This is a genomic window from Gilliamella sp. B14448G11, assembly GCF_016101765.1.
Taxonomy (GTDB): domain Bacteria; phylum Pseudomonadota; class Gammaproteobacteria; order Enterobacterales; family Orbaceae; genus Gilliamella; species Gilliamella apicola_N.
In genome coordinates this window covers 41767-58596 of record NZ_JACFPX010000005.1, presented here as the reverse complement: position 1 = coordinate 58596, position 16830 = coordinate 41767, and the positions used below count along the sequence as shown (strand labels likewise).

Sequence of the window (16830 nt, the reverse complement as noted above, 5' to 3'; positions counted from 1 at the left end):
TTAATAACTGAGCGCTTATAACATAGCTTGGTGTAATTTCTGGTACACGGACAATAACTTTTGATGCATTGCAAATTGTTGCAAATTGTTATTAGATGATTTATCCGCCGAGATTAAATCAGCTAACCCGAAAAACGTTTTTTCGCCATTAGCATATTGCCACATTTCATCAACACACTCTTTACCATACATTTTATAAAATGCATCTTGATAATGGTTGAACTGTTTTTTATCTCGCTCAAGAATAAAATTAACCAATGTTTGTAAGCAACGATAAGCATGATTGCGTTGAGGGGTAAAAATTGACTCGTTCATTTCTACTGTCCAATCAATCCAAGCTTGGGCTTGCTCTAAATCTTTTGCTGCCAATGCCAGCATCGCTTTAAGTTCACCAATACGTAACGTTAGCCAAGCATTATCCGATCCAGTTGCAATACCGAGCAATTCACGAACTCGGGCAAAATCATCTAAGCCTTCTTCATCCAATTGTTCAATAATATTCAGATACTGTTTAGCCGTCAGTTTTTTATAAGGCAACGATAAAATCAGATCTCGCAGATGAATCGCCATATTATTATTGGCAAACAACAAATCTTCTGGTGGATAGATTTCTGACATTCCAACCGCTAAAATTCGACAAGCATAGACGCCTAAATGCTCATAATCCATAATTAATACTTCGGTTTCATAGCGGTTAAAAATCGCCATTAAGTTTGCAAATTCCTGTTCGGTGGTTCCAGAAAAATCCCAATCCACAAATTCATAATCAGATTGTTGATTAAACAGATCCCAAGAAATTAAACCACTTGAATCGATAAAATGTGTTTCTAAATTACTCAAATCAGCGACGTCATCGTTATCAAAGCTTGGTGGCGAAAACACATCAAGATCTTTCAAACTGCGACCTTGCAACAGCTCAGTAACGGTTCTTTCAAGGGCAACGCCAAAATTAGGATGTGCTCCAAACGACGCATAACTCGTACCATTTTGAGGATTAAATAACACGACACAAATTACTGGAAATTCCCCACCAAGAGACGCATCAAAGCAGTAAAGCGGAAATCCTTCTTTTTCTAGCGCCTCAATTGCTGCTAACACCTCAGGATAGCGATTAATCACATCAGTTGGTATAAGCGGTAAACTAATCGCCTCAGCAATAATTTTATTTTTGGCAAAACGTTCAAAAATTTCGGATAGCCCCTGTACTCGAGCTTCATTACGGGTGTTACCAGCAGACATACCATTAGAAGCGTATAAATTAGCAATCAAATTGACAGGCACATAAACTGTTTTTTGATCTGACTGTTGAACAAAAGGTAAAGCACATATGCCTCGTTGCGGATGACTTGATTGCAAATCAATTAAATCCATAGCCGTCAATTCGTCATTGGGATTGTAAAACTCAAGCAATTTTTCAGATAATAATCCTTCAGGTAAAAGCCCATCTTCAGGGATTGGGAACCATTTTTCGGTTGGATAGTGTACAAAATCTGCATTGGCTGCAATTTCACCCAAATAAAAATCGGAAAAGAAATAGTTAGTCGATAATCGTTCAAAATACTCGCCTAGCGCTGACGCTAACGCAGCTTTTTTACTTGCTCCTTTACCATTGGCAAAACAAAGTGGGCATTCGGTGTTTTGAATATGAACAGACCAAACATTTGGCACAGGGTTAAGCCAAGAGGCTTCTTTCACTTCTAAATTATAGTTAGCTAATTGTTGATGAAAATAGTTAATAGAATCTTCAAGAGCAGCGTCTTTGCCGGGGATAAAAGTTTTCATGTAGTTTCTCAAAAGTTTTTTATATGATAAAAATATTGCTTTATTGGTAGATTTATTCTTAAATGTATACGCTATTGATCTAAATTAAAAGTATTAATCATCAATAATTTTTAATTAAGGAAATAAAATGAAAAAAATAATAAATTCTGAGAATTTTTCACTAGCTGACTTTTTCTTTTTCAAAAAAATGATCACTCCAGTATTCATTACTGTTATTTATTGGATAACATTAGTTTTTATCGCATTGGGCGGATTGGGTGTGATTTTTGCTAGTTTTGCAAGTTTTCAATACAGCTTTTTTGGTGGAATGTTTACGCTTATTAGCGGTATTATTACTCTTGTAGTTGGAATTATTTCAGCCAGAATTGGTTTTGAATTAATATGTGTTTTATTTAATATTAACCGAAACATCGAAAAGTTAGCATTAAATAAAGATGATGATCTTAACAATCGTTCAGATGATCAAACTACAATTAGCCAAAATTAATTTTAGTTTTCTAGTCACATAAAAAGTGGGAAAAATTCCCACTTTAATAAAATCATTCCCTAAAAAAATTTAAAACCAATAACAGACCAACCATTAATCAATGATATTATGACACATTTAGCTCGCTTAACGGCCATCTTGGTCGGACATTAATTGCTAAATCGCTATACTGTTGTTGTTTTAGATGAATCATACCTGCATAGGCAATCATAGCGCCATTATCTGTACAAAATTCTATGCGAGGGTAGTAAACCTGACCTTTACGTTGTGCCATCAGCTCAGCTAATTTATTACGTAATGTTTTGTTGGCACTTACCCCACCAGCAATCACCAAGCGGTTAAAACCCGTTTGATCAAGTGCTCGGCGAGATTTTATTAATAATGTATCAACTAACGCATCTTCAAACGCCCGTGCAATATCGGCTTTCGTTTGTTCATCAAGATCAACACCTTGATTATACTGATGGATAGTATTGGCCGCAGCCGTTTTTAATCCCGAAAAACTAAAATCCAGTCCGGGACGATCCGTCATGGGCCTTGGAAAATGGAATCGAGAAGAATCACCTTGCTCAGCTAATTTCGAAAGTTTAGCACCACCTGGGTAGTCTAAACCAAGTAATTTAGCTGTTTTATCAAATGCTTCACCAGCCGCATCATCAATAGATTCGCCCATTAAGCGATATTGACCAATACCGGTCACACTAATAAGCTGTGTATGCCCACCAGAGACAAGCAAAGCCACAAACGGATACTGCGGAGGATTATCTTCCAACATTGGCGCAAGTAAATGCCCTTCCATATGATGCACTGCAACAGCCGGGACATTCCAAGCATAGGCAAGAGAACGACCTATTGACGCTCCAACCATTAAAGCTCCCACTAAACCGGGCCCTGCAGTATAAGCAACACCATCAATATCCGCAGAGGTTAAGTTAGCCTCTTTTAATGCAGCTTGAATTAAAGGGACTGTTTTGCGAATATGATCACGTGAAGCCAGTTCAGGGACAACGCCACCATAATCAGCATGTAATTTAATTTGTGAATAAAGTTGGTTTGCGATCAAGCCTTGCTCATCATCGTAAATAGCAATACCTGTTTCATCACATGAAGTTTCAATTCCAAGTACTTTCATTAATGTTTACCTACATAATCGGAAAGGTCATCTTCACTCCAACGATCTTGTTCAGATATCTCTTTATCTGCAATGCGGTGTTCTTCATTAGCCCACTCACCGAGATCGATAAGTTGACAACGTTTACTGCAAAACGGTCGATATATACTTTTGTCTGACCACTCAACATCCTTTTGACAAGTTGGACATTTGACAAATTGGATAGTTTCTTTATTCATTTAAACTCTTTTAAAATATTTAATAATGTTAACAACAAGCTAATTCAAATTCGATTGCTTCGGTATGGGCGTTTTCACTCGCTTCAAGTGGTATAAATCGAATACTATAACGAGACATATGCCCAGAAACTTGCGGATAAACATTTTTATCCAATGAAACACGAATTCGAATTAAATTAAACTCGCCATTAGTTTCTTGAAAAAAATTATTGCTACAAACAAATGGTTTAAAATTACCCATTTGCCGAATCATTTGCATACAACATGACAAGGCCTCATCAAGAATTGCCAAATGTTGTAACCAATTTTGCACTTGCCTATCACGTTTTTCTTGTAACTGCTCTAACCATAAATAAAAGGATGGCAGATCAAAACTACAGCATCCTCCTGGGATCATTAAACGTTGACGAATCGCAGTAATAAAACGGTCATCTTTTAAGGCCTGCCCTAATCGCATAACCGAGTTAAATTTAACCAAGTAGGCATCAAATTGATTAATCAAATTATTCAATAACTCTTGATCGACACCGTCGATATTTACCCATGATAAAAGTCTATTTTTTTGGGTCTCAATTTCCTTGATTAATTCACTTTTTACATCATTGCGTTCAATGATTTCTAATAGTTCAGATAGAGCATGAAAAAATAAAAGCGCATTATTTTGATCAAAATGACTGTGCAAATTTAATTGCTTTAATAAAAATTCAATACGTAACCATGTTCGCATCTTTTCATTTAGTGGATGTTCAAAAATAATTTTATCCATACTTAACCATTCTTAATATTAAAGTTATTCAGATATTGTTGATGCAATTTATTTACTTGTGCGGTTAATGAAGTCAAATCACCATTATTAACAATGATATCATCAGCATACGTTAATCGTTTTTGAGAAGAAATTTGTGACGATATCATTTTTTTTGCTAGCGATTCATCGATATTATCTCTTTGGATAAGTCGCTCTAATTGTAATTGTTCTGGCGTATCAACCATTAAGACTCTATCAGCCAAATTATGTAAATTATTCTCAACTAATAGGGGGACAACCCAAATTACATAAGCAACAGTTTGCTGGGCAATTTGGATTTGTGTTTGTTCTTGAATGATTGGATGTAACAAATTATTTAGCCAAAGTCTTTCATGATCATTATTGAAGATAATGTCTCTTAATTGACTACGATCTATCTCATTATTGGGTAATAAAATTTCTTGGCTAAAATGTTTAACAATCACCTTATAGGCATCAGTTCCTATTTCAACAACTTGCCGAGCAATGACATCAGCATCAATAATAGGCACACCTAACTGAGCAAAAAGGTTAGCGATGGTACTTTTACCACTAGCGATTCCACCACTCAGAGCTACAATATAAGGCATGAAATAGATTCCAAATCCAATCAAATAAAATACTTCTAATAGTATAACATACAAGTGATTTTCATTACATACGCCAAATTATCTAAAAAGTAAAGAAAACAGCGAATTTTGTTTAGATATCATAAGCAATATTTGTTCAAAATAGCCTCAGAATTGATCAACGAATTGATTTTTTTGAAAATAGTAAAATCGTGTTATTTTTTATTGCCCAATTGATTAAAATAAATAGGTGTTTTAAGCGAATCATCCTGCAAATAGTCGAAAAAATGGTGTTTATTTTGCAGAAATAAGCCCACTATTACTTTGATTTATCATCATACCGAAAATAAATTTAATAAAATTGTTGGTTTTATATCTATAGCTGTATATAATCACATGCATCTGTATAAAAAAACAGGAATTAATAATGAGACCATTAACGGAACGCCAAAGACAGATTTATGATTTAATCAAAGATAATATTCAAACAACTGGCATGCCACCTACTCGAGCTGAAATTGCCCAAAAATTAGGATTTCGCTCAGCAAATGCAGCAGAAGAACACCTAAAAGCACTTGCCAAAAAAGGGGCAATTGAAATGATTGCCGGATCATCTCGAGGAATTCGTTTATTACTGGAAAGACAAGAAGAGCAAAATGATTTTCAGGGAATTCCTTTAATTGGACAAGTTGCAGCAGGTTCGCCAATTTTGGCACAAGAACATATTGAAAGTCACTACCAAGTCGATCCATCCCTATTTAAACCTCATGCCGATTTTTTACTTAGAGTTCATGGTATGTCAATGAAAGACATCGGGATTATTGATGGTGATCTGCTTGCCGTACACAAAACGCAAGACGTAAAAAATGGGCAAGTCGTGGTTGCTCGCATTGATGATGAAGTAACAGTTAAAAGACTTTCACGTAAAGGTAAACATGTACAATTAATTGCCGAAAACGAAGAGTTCTCACCTATCGAAGTTGATCTTGAACAGCAAAGTTTTGCAATTGAGGGAATTGCTGTTGGTATAATTCGTAATGGATCATGGATGTAAGAACAAAGTTGGTATAAAATGGCGAATAATTGTTAATTAGGAGATAACAATATGTGGCTATTTTGGTTATTTGAATTTTTAGGATTTGTTGCAGTTATTTTACTTATCGTTGCTTACTGTCGTATTCGTAATCAAAGATTTTGGTCGTTTACTTGGAAATATTTAAAGTGGATATTATTGTCAATTGTTGGCGTTTGGCTGGTAATAGCCGTACTTTGTCGAAATGATCTCTACAATGCCACTCATTGTTATTTTCGCGGAGTGAGTATGCATGCCCAAACAAAATATTCCATCTATTTGGGCGAATGTCAGATAGAAACGCCAAGTGGCAGTTATGTACCGATCGATCGAACTCGAGCATTACCTGGCTCAAGTGACCATGGTAATCATGATGACGTAAATGATATCTATCCAACTAATTAAATAATTAAATCTTAAAAATCAGGCTATCACAACTATGATAACCTGATTTTTTTATTACAATAAAATCTTAATCCACTGATTCAACGCGCTGTTTTGTATATTTATGTTTAGAGTGATAATACTAATAATGTTGATATGCTAAACAATACTTCTCTAACTTTTTAAAACCAAAGATTAATACAAAACTCACACAAAGATAGATAACTGCCGCGATGCCAAACGCATGAAAAGGTTGATAGGTTTCAGCATAAATATCTCGAGCAATTTTCATTACATCTTGAACCGTTACCGTAAATGCCAGTGCCGTCGAATGTAACATAAAAATCACTTCATTACTGTAAGCAGGTAAAGCAATATGAAAAGCTCTTGGAAAGATAATATATTGATATAATTGCCAACGATTAAAGCCTAATGCCGTTGCAGCTTCAATTTCACCGCTTGGCACATTGCGTATGGCCCCCGCAAAAACTTCAGTTGTATAAGCACAAGTATTAAGCGTGAAAGCCAAAATAGTACAATTCAAACCGCTTTGAAAAAAATCGTCTAGCCACTGGTGGTCTTTAACAATGCTTAACGTATAAATTCCTGTATAAATCACAAGTAATTGTACATACAGCGGTGTGCCTCTAAAAACATAGGTGAATAACCAAATTGGCAGTTTGATAAATTTATTTGAGCAATTACGCCCAATGGCTAAAAAAATAGACAAAATACCGCCAAACAAAACAGATAAAATTAAGATCCAAAGCGTCATAGCTAGGCCAGTAATATTATAGCCATCAGTCCATAACAAAGCTTGCCAATAATCTTGAAGAATTTCTATCATTCTATAATGCTCTTTTTTATGATTTTGCTTTTGTTAGTCCGACTGAATAACGTTTATCTAGCCAATTTAATACAAGAATCGACATAGTGGTAAAAAGCAGATAAAAAACTGCTGCGATTAATGCAAAAAATAACGGTTGATAAGTTGCTTCCCCTACCGTCTTCGTCGCTTTAACTAAATCAAATAGTCCTAATAGTGAAACCAACGCCGTTGCTTTCAATATAATGAGCCAATTATTAGCCATACCAGGAAGCGCAAAACGCATCATTAAAGGAAACATCACATAACGAAATACCTGCATCTGACTTAATCCAAGTGCTACCGCTGCATTTAGGGTATTTTTTGATACAGCTTGATAAGCGCCACGAAAGGTTTCCGTAAAGTACGCCCCATAAATAAATCCAAGCGTTAAAATACCCGCAACAAAGGGATTAACTTCGATGATATCGGCATTAAAAAAATCAGTGATATTATTGACTGCAAATTGCAAACCAAAAAAGATTAACATCATTAACACCAAATCAGGCACGCCTCGAATGACCGAAGTATAAATCTGACATATTAATCGCAATGTTTTTAAATGTGACAATTTACCAAGTGCACAAACCACACCCAGTAAAACGGCAACCACTAAAGAAGCAATTGCCAGTCCTATGGTAATTAATGCACCTTGAAAGATGAGTAAACTATAGCCCTGCATTACTTATTTCTTATTATAAACATCAAAATCAAAGTATTTATCGTTGATTTTTTTATAGGTGCCATCGGCTAAAATCTCGACAAGTGCTTTGTTAAAAGCTTCCTTAAGTTCATTATCTTTTTTACGGAATCCTAAACCTACCCCAACATCAAAATATTTTTTATCTGTAAGTGCCTCACCTGCAAAAATAAAACCTTTTCCTTGAGGTTGTTTTAAAAATGCATAGCTTCCTGTTACTTCATCTTGCAGCGCCGCATCTAAACGCCCCGCTACTAAATCAGAAAAAACTTGTAACTGATTTTGATAAGGAACAATGGTCACACCCTTTGGACGCCACACTTCATTAGCAAAATGTTCTTGTGAAGTACCTTGTTCAATGCCGACTCGTTTCCCTTTTAATGACTCAACTGTCGGCAGGATATTGGCGCCCTCTTTTGTTATCAGACGTGATTTAGTGGCAAAAATTTCATCTGAAAAAGCTATCTGCTTTTTACGTTTTTCAGTCATCATCAATGATGATGAAATCATATCAATCTTTCTTGATAAAAGGGATGGAATTAACGCATCAAAGTCAGTGGTTTGAAAAACACACTTTACATTTGCTTTTTCACAAAGTGCTTTGGTTATTTCAATGTTAAACCCCGTAATTTCACCATTTTCATCAATGTAATCAAATGGAGCATAAGAAGTATCAGAACCTATTTTAATTGATTCAGGTAATGCCGCCTGACTGTTTAGGGATATGCTTAAAAAGACAATGCTAGATAATACTTTTATAAATTTTTTCATCCTAGTACTCATATAATTTATTAAATAAGTAATATAACGGGTTATCGAAATTTTTAATAATAAAAAAATATTATTAACCTACTGCAAAATATAAGGATTTTCTTATAAAAAAGTATTCAATAAGCTTATCTTTTGTAGTTCTAAACCAAAAACAAATAAAAAGTCTAATACAATAAAAATATTAAAAACCCAATCACATTAAAAACGACAGTGATAACTTTGTAAAAATTATTCAGGAGTCTATACCGTTTCATCTTCTTAGCTTGAAATAATTGTTTAAAAGACGACTTATCATTGTTATTAAATGTAATCAGATAATTGGCTACAGATTCTTTTAACTTACATGCACTAATCATCGAATACCAATAAATTTTTCTGGAATATCTTTACCTCAATAAACTGCCAATATGTGAATAATAAACTTAATTGCATAAAAACGGTTTACATAAATGTTTTAAAAAAACATGATTAACTTACTTCACTAAACCGATCTTCTTTAGGTTTGAACCAAAAACAAATGAAAAGTCTAATTTAATAAAAATATTAAAAATCGAATCACATTAAAAACGATAGTTATAATTTTGTAAAAATTATTCAGGAGTCTATACCGTTTCGTTTCCTTAGTTTGAAATAATTGTTTAAAAGACTACTTACTAACATCGTTATTAAATGTAATGAGATAATGGATTACAGATTCTTTTAACCTACATGCACTAATCATCGAATACTAATAAATTTTCTATAGTATCTTTACCTCGATGAACCGCCAATGTGTGAATAATAAATTTGATTAATAAAAACGGTTTACATAAACGTTCTAAAAAACATGATTAATTCACTTCCAAAACCGATCTTCTTTAGGTTTAAACCAAAAAAAATGATCAATCTAATATAATAAAAGTATTAAAAACCCAATCACATTAAAAACGACTGTGATAACTTTGTAAAAATTATTCAGGAGTCTATACTGTTTCGTTTTCTTTTGTTTGAAGTGATAATTTAATTGATCAGTAAAAAACTAGATGAGGTAATTAATGGATTGGTAGTTTGAATAAATTTTTGAAATCATACATAAGTTTTGTTATAAAAATAGCCATCAAGTCATTTAAATCAGTTCCACTATTCGAAAAAAAAGCCCTCTAAAACTAATCCCACAGTGACAATTTATCACTTTGTCGGTATCATATTGGACATTTTATTATAATCGATTAGGTTTAGTGTGAATATTCAACAATTATTAACGCAACGCGTTTCGCAAGCAATGATTCTGGCTGGCGCCGATAACAACTGTGATGCTTTAATTAAGCAATCGGCTAAGGTGCAATTTGGTGATTATCAAGCTAATGGTATTATGGCAACCGCAAAAAAACTAGGTATGCCACCAAGAGCATTGGCAGAAAAGGTTTTACAGCATTTAGATATTGATGATATTGCCGATAAAGTTGAAATTGCTGGTCCGGGTTTTATTAATATTTTTCTAAAAAATAGTTGGATTGCCGAGCAGAATGAAATCGCATTAAACAGTGATAAACTCAATATTACTTTACCTGCTAAGCCACAAACGATTGTGGTTGACTATTCAGCGCCAAACGTCGCTAAAGAGATGCACGTTGGCCATTTGCGTTCAACCATCATTGGTGACGCCAGTGTGCGGGTATTATCTTTCTTAGGTCACAATGTCATTCGAGCTAACCATGTCGGCGACTGGGGTACACAGTTTGGTATGTTGATTGCTTATCTTGAAAAAATGCAAAACGAACATGCTAATGATATGGAACTGTCGGATTTAGAATCTTTCTATCGTGCAGCAAAAAAACATTATGATGAAGATGAAGTCTTTGCTGAAAAAGCTCGTAATTATGTGGTTAAATTACAAGGCGGTGATGAGTACTGTCGTGATATGTGGCGTAAGCTTGTTGATATTACCATGACACAAAACATCGCAACTTATAAACGATTAAATGTGACATTAACAGTTGAAGATACCATGGGCGAAAGCATTTATAACAGTATGCTACCGGGTATTGTTGCCGATCTTAAACAGAAAAAATTAGCGGTTGAGAGTGAAGGTGCCATTGTTGTATTTTTAGATGAGTATAAAAATAAAGAAGGCGAACCAATGGGCGTTATTATCCAAAAACGTGATGGTGGCTATCTGTATGCAACAACCGATATCGCTTGTGCCAAATACCGTTATGAAACGTTACACGCTGATCGTATTCTTTATTATACTGATTCTCGTCAACATCAACATTTAGAGCAAGTATGGGCGATTGTACATAAGGCTAAATATGTTCCAGAATCATTGAAATTAGAACATCATATGTTTGGTATGATGCTTGGTAAAGATGGCAAACCATTTAAAACACGTTCGGGTGATACCGTAAAATTAAATGACTTGCTTGATGAAGCTTGTGAACGCGCAAGCTCGCTCATTCGTAGCAAAAATCCTGATCTATCAGAAGCTGAACTTGCCCAAATCGTTGATGCCGTTGCTATCGGTGCCGTTAAATATGCGGATCTTTCCAAAAACCGTACTACCGATTATGTATTTGATTGGGATAATATGTTGTCGTTTGAAGGGAATACTGCGCCTTATTTACAGTATGCTTATACTCGAGTGCTGTCCGTGTTTAGAAAGTCTGATATTTCTGAAGATAGCTTAACAGGCGATATAAGTTTGGACAGCGATAAAGAGCGCGCCTTAGCGACTCGTTTAATCCAATTTGATGAAACGATAACTACAGTAGCAAACGAAGGTACGCCACATGTGCTTTGTGCTTATCTTTATGAAATTGCAACGCTGTTTTCAAGTTTCTATGAAAACTGCCCTATCTTGACGGCTGAAAATGAAAACTTGAAACAAAGCCGCTTAAAATTGGCTTCATTAACGGCTAAAACACTTAAAGTTGGTCTTGATATGTTAGGTATTAAAACCGTCGATAAAATGTAATTAAAAAGATAGCTAGCAATAATTAATAAAATTATCTTGCAAAAAATCCATTTAAAAGCCACCGATAAAAATTGTATCGGTGGCTTTTTTATATTTAAATATATTGTTAACCTGAAAAAATTTTAGAAATTAACAGGTTTTGCTACACAAATATCTAACCCATCTACATGATCTTTGGCAAACGTAGCAAACTCAACAAAATGTGGCGTTGCGTTATGACTGTCTATAGCAGCTTGAGAAGCCCATGTTTCAATTACAACATAAACATTAGGATTACTAATACTCTGATTAAGTTCATAATGGAGGCAACCTGCTTCTTTTTGGCTCTCTTCAACAAGTTTTTTTAAAATAGGTTGAAAAGCTTCATAGTATTCTGTTTTAACTGTAATTGTCGCGATAATACTTAAATGGCTCATATAAACCTCTTGATGTTTAATCTAAATAATCAAGTTAAGAGTATAGCTAAAATTACCGATTAATAAAAAGAGATTACGAACATGATGTCTATTTTTAATTATTTCTACTCATCATTGATTACTCATAGAAATTGGATACACACGAGTAAATGATGGCAGACATTCAATAAATTTTTCTATATTTATCTGAAAGTTGAAATATTGACTCAGCATAAAAATATCTCGATTTTTGGACTAGTAAATCTTTATATAAAATATAGAGTTATATGTTAAAAATTGCCATAGACCCAAAACCATCCTATAAAAACCCTGTATTTAGACTTGAAAAAATCTAAAAAATAATACTTTAACTATTTCATTTATTTAGATATTTTTTAAAATTTTATGCTTGCTATTAACCCCAATTTGGTTAGAATTCCAATAGTTTTATACACCAGTCTAGGTTAGCTTGATATGTTAAATTTGAATCAACAATATTTTCGTCCACAATTGTTGATTTTTTTAATCCTCCTTCATGGAGGATTTTTTTATCCACCATTTTTATTAAATCCCAAAAGTAATTGAATTATAGAGGCACATTATGACCGATAATAAAAAAATGTTATCAACCAGTCGAGATCAAAGTTTAAAAGCATATTTGATGAATAAAATAAAGCAAAATGGCGGTTGGGTTAATTCACATATGCATGCCGATCGTGCTTTTACCATAACGGTAGATAGTTTTGATGTGTACCAAAAACAGACCTTAATTGAAAAATGGGATACTTTAGATAAAGTTAAGGCATCAATGAGTGAAGATGATTACTATCGCCATTTTAGTATGGCGGTTGAGCGTATGATTGAACAAGGTGTAACGGCAATGGGGTCATTTGTGGATATCGACCCAATTGCTGAAGAACGCGCTATTAGAGGCGCACTTCGAGCTCGTGAAACATACAAAGATGACATTATCATTAAATTAGTCAATCAAACACTTAAAGGTGTCATCGATAAAGAAGCTCGCTATTGGTTTGATAAAGGTGCTGATTTGGTTGATATCATTGGTGGCTTACCTCGCCGAGATGAACGTGATCATGGTAAAGGAATGGGATTAAAACATCTTGATGTGTTAATGCAAACGGGTAAATCATTGGGTAAAATGGTTCATGTTCATGTTGACCAATTTAACTCATCAGACGAAATCGAAACCGAACAACTCACCGATAAAACTTTAGAGCATGGTATGCATGGTCGTGTCGTTGCTATTCACAGTATTTCAATCACAGCACACAGCTTGGAATATCGTCAAAAACTTTATCAAAAAATGAAAGAAGCAAAAATGATGGTCATTGCTTGCCCATTTGCTTGGATTGATAGCCCACGCCGTGAAGAACAAGGCCCTACTCGTAACTCACTCACCCCTGTTGACGAACTTGCCTCAGCCGGGATTCCCGTTGCCATTGGTACCGATAATATTAGTGATTATATGCTGCCATTTTCAACGGGCAATATGTGGGAAGAACTTAAACTACTTGTTACCGGCTGCCGCTATACCGATTTGGATAATGTGGTAAATGTAGCAACCAAAAATGGACGAATGGTATTAGGACTAGAAAAATAAATCGTCTTTAATAAATAAAAATCTCACCAAAAATAATAAAATTATGGTGAGTTTTTTTTGGATATTATCTTATTTCAGAAAGCTTCTTTTTCAACTTTGCATCAACATATTATGTTTATTATCAAACGATTTTATTTTTCACAATTAATCGCTTGGTAAAACATACGTGATTATGTCCATTTTTTTGATAGATTAATGAGTATAAATCTCAGCATACTTTATAAAATCCATGTTAATTTGACCGATTTTTTGTTTTGGTTAAATATTGGGCATTACCACAATAATTAATCTCATTTAAAACTAGTTTAATATTTCAATAAATTATAAAGATATATATTAAACTATTCGAATCTTTTCATTAAAGCGATCTGTTGCTTTTTCCTTTAAAGTTGTGATTTAGAACTTGGATAATAAAAAAACTAAGTCGTATCACTTATTAATCGCATTAATTGTAAAAAATGATCAAACCTATTAAACTAACTCATTGACAATAATCTATTTTAACGTATCTTATTTACAAAAATTCACATAGTTTGATGTAAAAAAGCAAAGATAAGTATAAGAGGCAAAAATGGATGGGATAAACTCCTTAATAAATGGAATTGCTTCATTAGCAACTGATAGTCAACTCAATCACTATAGCTTGTCAATTGATCAACTTGATGAACTCGCAATGCTCTCAATTTACTCCATTAACGGACAAGAGTCATTGAGTGAACCTTGGCATTACGAAATAACATTTACCAGTACCAATAAACAAATCGACATTAACTCAATACTGAATCAACCTGCCTCGCTTACCTTTCATGCACCAAATTCTATAAAACAACTTGTTCAACTCAGTTCGCTAACCTCTCCAGCACAAAATAGGACAATATATGGTGTTATTACTGAATTTAGCTTGATATCAGTAAGTAAAGATGAAGCTCGTTATCAAGTCATATTAAATTCACGCCTGGCACTACTAGCCAATGAACATCGATGTGCTATCTATCAAAACAAAAGCGTGATTGCTGTTGTAGAAGATGTTTTACGTTCCCATGGATTTACTGGTATTGAATATCGCCTAGAACTGAAAAACGCCTATCCTGCTCGTGAATTTATTACTCAATGGCAAGAAAGTGACCTTGTTTTTATTCAGCGTATTTTAGCCGATATTGGGATTTGGTTTCGTTTTGAAACACATGTACAGCACTCTTGTGATGTCATGGTTATCAGTGATTACGAACAAGGATTTGATAATACAGGACACTTGCCTTTTAAACCGCCTAGCGGTATGAATGATGTTCAACAAAACAGTATTTGGAATTTACAATTTAGAAGTAAAACCAAACAACAACAAGTATCGGTTAATGATTATAATTATCGCGCCGCCGAGAGTAATCTAAAATCTAACGTTAATACCCAAATTAAGGACACCACTACTTATGGCAATGATTACCGCTATGGTGAACACTATAAGCAAAAAGGTAGCCCAAACACAGTAGAAAGTGGCCATTGGTATGCGCAAATCCGTCATGAATATTACATCTGTGATAAAATCATTATCCGTGGTGAGTGTAATGATTATCAATTAATGCCAGGGCAAATAATTACCGTTGATGAAAGTCCAATTAACCATATTCAAAAAGGGATTATAATCCTATCAATACAGAGTTATGCAGACCGAAGCTCATCTTACAAAACCCATTTTACAGCTATTCCATTCGAAGAATTAAAACCCTATCGCCCTGCTCCAATTGCTTGGCCAAAGGTGAGTGGAACCTTGCCAGCTAGAGTCACCAGCCCAGATAATGATATCTACGGTTACATTGATACTCAAGGTCGTTATCGGGTTAAATTCGATTTTGATTTAACCGAATGGAAGAAAGGTGAAGAAAGCTTATGGGTTAGACTCGCTAAACCTTATGCGGGTGATACTTATGGGTTCCACTTCCCGCTTATAGACGGCACAGAAGTGGCGATCGGTTTTACTTCGGGCAATCCAGATAGACCTTATATTGCTCATGCAATGCATGACAGCAGCAATCCTGATCACGTTTCGACCAGTAACAAACACCGTAATGTAATTCGAACACCTGCCAATAATAAACTGCGCATGGATGATAAGCGTGAGCAAGAACACATCAAATTAGCCACCGAATACGGTAAAACTCAGCTTAACCTTGGGCATTTAGTAAATAATAAAAAACAACAACGTGGCGAAGGGTTTGAACTTAGGACCGATGAGTTTGGAGCAATTAGAGCCAGTAAAGGTGTTTATCTTACAACCATAAGCCAAGAAAAAGCGACTGGTGAACAGCTTGATATGAAAGGAACCATCAAACAGATTGAAAAATCTCTTGATATATCTCAAGCGTTGATCGGTTGCGGCAAAGTAAGTGGCGCTGAACTAGCCGAAATAACCGAACAGCAAGCATTATTCGATGCCAGTAATCAATTACAGGAATCAACTGTTGTTATTCATGGTGAACAAGGGATCACACAAATTTCGCCCAGAAGCATTCAACATGCTGCCAATGAAAATATTATTGCTACTGCAGGTAACAATGCCAGCATCAATATTTTTAAAAAGCTCTCTATGGCAGCAGGTGAAAGGATATCTCTTTTTGCCCATAAGTTAGGAATAAAACTTATCGCTGCTTCAGGACGAGTTCAAATTCAAGCCCAATCCGATGAAATGGAGTTAACTGCCCAAAAAAATATGTTTATCACTAGCTGTGCAGGTAAAATTACCATTAATGCCCAAAATGAACTGCTACTGCTTAGTGGTGGTGGTGGAATTCGTATCAAAAATGGCACTATCGAAATGATAGCACCAACCAGCATATTACAAAAAACGGCGGTTTTATCTTACAGTGGTCCTGAAAGTATAAAAGAAGCGGTACCTTCATTTGAAAAAGGCAGTCTTGCACGTAAATTCAAATTGCACTTTAATGATTCACCCTCACAGGTGCTAAAAAATCAACCGTACCGTATCCACTTCAATGACGGAAGTACACAAGATGGTATAACCGATGAGAATGGAGAAACAGAAATCATTCCAATGACAGAATTAGAACAAATAAAAATAGAAATATTAAAAAAGGAATAG

The 16830-nt window shown here is 34.7% G+C and carries 15 protein-coding genes; 6 read left to right on the top strand and 9 right to left on the bottom strand.

Translation table 11 applies throughout. The features are described 5' to 3' along the window. Positions 1-15 precede the first annotated feature (15 nt). Positions 16-1782: a 30S ribosomal protein S12 methylthiotransferase accessory factor YcaO gene (ycaO, locus tag H3S88_RS05385; protein ID WP_198231924.1), complete on the bottom strand. Its 1767-nt coding sequence runs from the start codon at positions 1780-1782 to the stop codon at positions 16-18. A gap of 127 nt (positions 1783-1909) precedes the next feature. Between ycaO and H3S88_RS05380 the strand changes: the two genes are divergently transcribed. Continuing rightward, positions 1910-2269 (top strand): DUF4282 domain-containing protein, encoded by a 360-nt coding sequence (locus tag H3S88_RS05380; protein ID WP_086326889.1) that lies wholly within the window; start codon positions 1910-1912, stop codon positions 2267-2269. 106 nt (positions 2270-2375) lie between these two features. On the opposite strand, the gene tsaD is transcribed toward H3S88_RS05380, so the two are convergent. Genes tsaD through coaE form a run of 4 tightly spaced genes read right to left on the bottom strand, consistent with a single transcriptional unit; the run spans position 2376 to position 4996 of the window. Beyond that, the gene (gene tsaD, locus H3S88_RS05375; protein WP_198231922.1) at positions 2376-3401 is read right to left on the bottom strand and encodes a tRNA (adenosine(37)-N6)-threonylcarbamoyltransferase complex transferase subunit TsaD; all 1026 of its coding nucleotides are present in this window, start codon (positions 3399-3401) and stop codon (positions 2376-2378) included. Beyond that, positions 3401-3619, bottom strand: coding sequence for a DNA gyrase inhibitor YacG (gene yacG / locus H3S88_RS05370; RefSeq protein WP_198231920.1), 219 nt, complete (start codon positions 3617-3619; stop codon positions 3401-3403). The genes tsaD and yacG overlap by 1 nt, the downstream gene beginning before the upstream one ends. A 28-nt stretch (positions 3620-3647) precedes the next feature. Next, positions 3648-4385, bottom strand: a complete 738-nt coding sequence (zapD, locus tag H3S88_RS05365) for a cell division protein ZapD (RefSeq protein WP_198231918.1) — start codon at positions 4383-4385, stop codon at positions 3648-3650. 2 nt (positions 4386-4387) lie between these two features. After that, a complete protein-coding gene (gene coaE / locus H3S88_RS05360) occupies positions 4388-4996 on the bottom strand; it encodes a dephospho-CoA kinase (RefSeq protein ID WP_198231916.1) in 609 nt (202 codons plus the stop codon). Positions 4997-5402: 406 nt separating this feature from the next. Between coaE and lexA the strand changes: the two genes are divergently transcribed. Together lexA and H3S88_RS05350 are read left to right on the top strand one after the other, a co-directional pair. Then, on the top strand, positions 5403-6029 hold the full coding sequence (gene lexA / locus H3S88_RS05355; RefSeq protein WP_065737288.1) for a transcriptional repressor LexA: 627 nt from the start codon (positions 5403-5405) through the stop codon (positions 6027-6029). A gap of 51 nt (positions 6030-6080) precedes the next feature. Then, positions 6081-6452, top strand: coding sequence for a hypothetical protein (locus H3S88_RS05350; protein ID WP_086327406.1), 372 nt, complete (start codon positions 6081-6083; stop codon positions 6450-6452). Positions 6453-6573: 121 nt separating this feature from the next. Here H3S88_RS05350 and H3S88_RS05345 read toward each other — a convergent pair whose 3' ends face one another. The 3 genes from H3S88_RS05345 to H3S88_RS05335 are packed head-to-tail and all read right to left on the bottom strand — an operon-like array spanning position 6574 to position 8767. Then, positions 6574-7278, bottom strand: a complete 705-nt coding sequence (locus H3S88_RS05345) for an ABC transporter permease (protein WP_086327407.1) — start codon at positions 7276-7278, stop codon at positions 6574-6576. A 16-nt stretch (positions 7279-7294) separates the two neighbouring features. Continuing rightward, entirely contained in the window at positions 7295-7978 is a 684-nt protein-coding gene (locus H3S88_RS05340; RefSeq protein WP_086327408.1) for an ABC transporter permease, read from the bottom strand. 3 nt (positions 7979-7981) lie between these two features. Next, positions 7982-8767 (bottom strand): lysine/arginine/ornithine ABC transporter substrate-binding protein, encoded by a 786-nt coding sequence (locus tag H3S88_RS05335; protein ID WP_198227851.1) that lies wholly within the window; start codon positions 8765-8767, stop codon positions 7982-7984. A gap of 1219 nt (positions 8768-9986) precedes the next feature. Between H3S88_RS05335 and argS the strand changes: the two genes are divergently transcribed. Further along, positions 9987-11720: an arginine--tRNA ligase gene (gene argS / locus H3S88_RS05330; RefSeq protein WP_198227853.1), complete on the top strand. Its 1734-nt coding sequence runs from the start codon at positions 9987-9989 to the stop codon at positions 11718-11720. A gap of 122 nt (positions 11721-11842) precedes the next feature. Here the strand turns inward: argS and H3S88_RS05325 are convergent, their stop codons facing one another. Then, entirely contained in the window at positions 11843-12136 is a 294-nt protein-coding gene (locus H3S88_RS05325) for a putative quinol monooxygenase (RefSeq protein ID WP_198227855.1), read from the bottom strand. Positions 12137-12716: 580 nt separating this feature from the next. On the opposite strand from H3S88_RS05325, the gene H3S88_RS05320 reads away from it, so the two are divergent. Further along, positions 12717-13736 (top strand): amidohydrolase family protein, encoded by a 1020-nt coding sequence (locus tag H3S88_RS05320; protein ID WP_025315173.1) that lies wholly within the window; start codon positions 12717-12719, stop codon positions 13734-13736. 571 nt (positions 13737-14307) lie between these two features. Next, positions 14308-16830, top strand: a complete 2523-nt coding sequence (locus H3S88_RS05315) for a type VI secretion system Vgr family protein (protein ID WP_198227857.1) — start codon at positions 14308-14310, stop codon at positions 16828-16830.

Excerpts from the sequence above, each read along its gene's own strand:
- H3S88_RS05345 (WP_086327407.1), bottom strand. The coding sequence starts at position 7,278 with ATGATAGAAATTCTTCAAGATTATTGGCAAGCTTTGTTATGGACTGAT.
- tsaD (WP_198231922.1), bottom strand. The coding sequence starts at position 3,401 with ATGAAAGTACTTGGAATTGAAACTTCATGTGATGAAACAGGTATTGCT.
- lexA (WP_065737288.1), top strand. The coding sequence starts at position 5,403 with ATGAGACCATTAACGGAACGCCAAAGACAGATTTATGATTTAATCAAA.
- ycaO (WP_198231924.1), bottom strand. The coding sequence starts at position 1,782 with ATGAAAACTTTTATCCCCGGCAAAGACGCTGCTCTTGAAGATTCTATT.
- H3S88_RS05380 (WP_086326889.1), top strand. The coding sequence starts at position 1,910 with ATGAAAAAAATAATAAATTCTGAGAATTTTTCACTAGCTGACTTTTTC.
- H3S88_RS05320 (WP_025315173.1), top strand. The coding sequence starts at position 12,717 with ATGACCGATAATAAAAAAATGTTATCAACCAGTCGAGATCAAAGTTTA.
- yacG (WP_198231920.1), bottom strand. The coding sequence starts at position 3,619 with ATGAATAAAGAAACTATCCAATTTGTCAAATGTCCAACTTGTCAAAAG.
- coaE (WP_198231916.1), bottom strand. The coding sequence starts at position 4,996 with ATGCCTTATATTGTAGCTCTGAGTGGTGGAATCGCTAGTGGTAAAAGT.
- H3S88_RS05340 (WP_086327408.1), bottom strand. The coding sequence starts at position 7,978 with ATGCAGGGCTATAGTTTACTCATCTTTCAAGGTGCATTAATTACCATA.
- H3S88_RS05350 (WP_086327406.1), top strand. The coding sequence starts at position 6,081 with ATGTGGCTATTTTGGTTATTTGAATTTTTAGGATTTGTTGCAGTTATT.
- H3S88_RS05315 (WP_198227857.1), top strand. The coding sequence starts at position 14,308 with ATGGATGGGATAAACTCCTTAATAAATGGAATTGCTTCATTAGCAACT.
- H3S88_RS05325 (WP_198227855.1), bottom strand. The coding sequence starts at position 12,136 with ATGAGCCATTTAAGTATTATCGCGACAATTACAGTTAAAACAGAATAC.
- zapD (WP_198231918.1), bottom strand. The coding sequence starts at position 4,385 with ATGGATAAAATTATTTTTGAACATCCACTAAATGAAAAGATGCGAACA.
- H3S88_RS05335 (WP_198227851.1), bottom strand. The coding sequence starts at position 8,767 with ATGAAAAAATTTATAAAAGTATTATCTAGCATTGTCTTTTTAAGCATA.